General features: G+C 33.9%; 2 protein-coding genes. Both read right to left on the reverse strand.

Translation table 11 applies throughout. From position 1 onward, the window contains the following. Nucleotides 1-2,411 (reverse strand): hypothetical protein (locus tag U9P79_08085; protein ID MEA2104581.1); only part of this gene is annotated, 2,411 nt, incomplete at its 3' end. 35 nt (nt 2,412-2,446) lie between these two features. After that, nucleotides 2,447-2,806 (reverse strand): polysaccharide biosynthesis C-terminal domain-containing protein (locus U9P79_08090; protein MEA2104582.1); only part of this gene is annotated, 360 nt, incomplete at its 5' end.

Below are 2,806 nucleotides of genomic sequence, written 5' to 3' on the forward strand. Positions count from 1 at the left end.
AAAGACAACCTATAATTTTTCACAAATGCTTCAGGATTAAACTCAAAAACCACTTCATGTTCGCCTGCGGAGTCAATATAAACAGAGCGAAGAATGTGGTCGGTTTTGTAAATTTCCGTCCTTTTTCCATCCACAAAACATTTCCATCCGCCAGCTGGCGGATAATATATTTCTGAAATTACGAGTAAAGCAGGTTTATCATTGTAAATTTTATATTTCATTTTATTGAATGATGCATTTTCCAATTTTACGTAAGATGAATCCGGAGATTGAATTTGAAAATCAAGTTCCTGCTCCAATATGGCTGTTTTGTATGGGTCAAAATTTTCGCTGTTAATCTTTGCGAATCGGTCTTTTCGTTCAGGGATAATTTTACTTTCTTCTACAAACCAAGCTGGTTTTGAATCAATAGTGGTTTGATAAACCAGCAATTTATTTTGCTTATCATAATGGTAGGGTTGAACGTTTTGGGGAGGAAGTTGGGTGTTGGCTATCAAATATTTCACATTCAACATTTTAAAAACATTCCAATTGAGTGGATTATTTTGCAAACAATTCTCAATTACATCCTGATAAATTCGCAGTTTTGCAGCGCTGTAACCTCCAATGGAGCTGTGGTAATAAGACCAATCATTATTATTGAACGGATTTTCTGTTAAAGGGAAAATTCGATAATAAGTCGTGTCTTGCAGAATAGCAGCATCAGCGGATGATTTTCTAAAATGACTTTGTTCAAGTTTTTCCACATCGTACAATTCCCCTTCTGCTTTTTTTACATAAGGAATCAAATCCACGAGAAGTAAAATAATTAATCCGGCTAAAAAAACGTATTTTTTAATTGATTTGTTAACAAATAAATAGCATAATAATCCGGTGATAATCGCAAAAAATATTAAACGCAATCCATCGGTTTGCATCATATCCAAACGAGCTGTCTGAAATAGGGAAATGACTTGGGGCTCATATTTGCCTGATTCTCCTGCTTTTTCCAGTGAAAAACTGCTTCCGAAAATTTGGGGAATAAGTCCTAAAACGACTAGAAAAATCAATACTCCAATGATAACTTTTTTAGTTTCCAATCCTCCGTCTTCCGTTCTTCGTCTTCCATCCTCCGTTCTCCCTTCTTCCTTCTCCACCAAACTATTTATCCCGAAACAAGCCCAAATAATCACAATGAACTGCATTAGTACTTGGATCATTGCCGGAACGCGAAATTTATTAAAATAGGGAACATTTTGGAAAAACAAATTATAAATTAGTGGAAAATGTCTGCCGAAAGACAGCAATAAAGAAAGGACAAAAAGCCCGAGAAGAACTTTAATAAAATTATTTTTGAAATTCAGGATTAGTCCAAGAAGAGCAAGAAAAACGATAACTGCTCCGATATAATCATAGGTTTGGGTAAAAGGCATTTGTCCCCAATATCCGGGTATTGTTTTCCCTTTCCAGCGAGGAACTTTATTTCCATTATATACTTCTCCGGAAGTTCCACCAAAAAATCTCGGCATAATCCAAGTGAGCATTTCAGCGGGATGAAAAGACCAACTTGTAGAATAATCCAAAGTTAAACCTGTTGAACCCTTTTCACCCGTTCCGCCTCGTATGGAATAGGGTGTATATTCTTTGGTTACAAAAAGTGGTTGAGCGATCATTAAAGTTACTAAAAAAGAAGCAAATATTATTAGGGCTATTTTAATAAAAAATCTTTTAGTCTCTTTTGCAATCAACATTTTGATGAGGAAATACAATCCCACAAAAACGAGAAGCATTATTTGGTAAAATACGATTTGATAATGTTGTGTTCGCAATTGAACAGAAAAAGCAAAGATAAAGCCAAGAAGCCAAAGTAGATTTTTTTTCGTCAGAAATGACAGAAAAAAGAACGTAACAAACGGCATATACATAATCGGACGGAATTTAGCAAAATGTCCAATGTTTAACAACGACATATAATGGGGGATAAAGATAAACGCCAGTCCGCCGAAAACTGCTACCCAATACTCGAATTTGAAAAATTTTAATAAGAAGAACATCCCGATAAAACCGATGAGGTAGATCCAGATTATACTGTAAACAATTTTACCCAAAAATTTGCTAATCAAACTATCAAGGGAAAATACTTTTCCTCCGATTCGATGATAAATTGGCATACCCGAAAATACAGGAGAATTCCAATAAACGGTTTTGCCAGTTTCTTTTTGATATTCTATTCTTTGATGACTACCCCCTTTGGAGCCGATAACATCCACTCCACCGGGACGCATTCCACGAAATGTCATCGGGCTAAAAAGAATAAGCAATAAAATAAATACTGTTGCGAATGTTATCAAGTTTTTTTGATAATCTTTAAAAATGAATCTTGGTTTTATTTCATCTTTCCGAATGGTTTCTTTAATAACTTTTCTAGTCATAATTTTGTCCTTTTTCGCATCTAATTTTTATATCATTATTTCAATTTAATTTTCGCGATATTTTGTTTCCAACTTTGGGGATTTCTCCACTTCTTCCAACTTTGTTTAATTCGTAAAAGTTCAATTTTTTCATAAAAATTCATAAAATATAAAATAAAGGGAAATGAAAATACAATAGCAATTTTAATAGATATTCTTGCAAAGATATGCAAATCCGCTGTCAAGGTTGATAGAAAAAACAAACCTACCGACAATCCCAACATTTTCAAAAGTTTGATATTTTCATAAGGAATTTTGTAAAAGCGATTTGCGGTAAAATAAGTTGCAAAATATAAAGCGATAAAAGAAATTATTGTAGCCACTGCTGCCCCAATCATCTTGTATTTTGGAATAAG

It is taken from the genome of Candidatus Cloacimonadota bacterium, from assembly GCA_034661015.1.
GTDB lineage: Bacteria > Cloacimonadota > Cloacimonadia > JGIOTU-2 > JGIOTU-2 > JAYEKN01.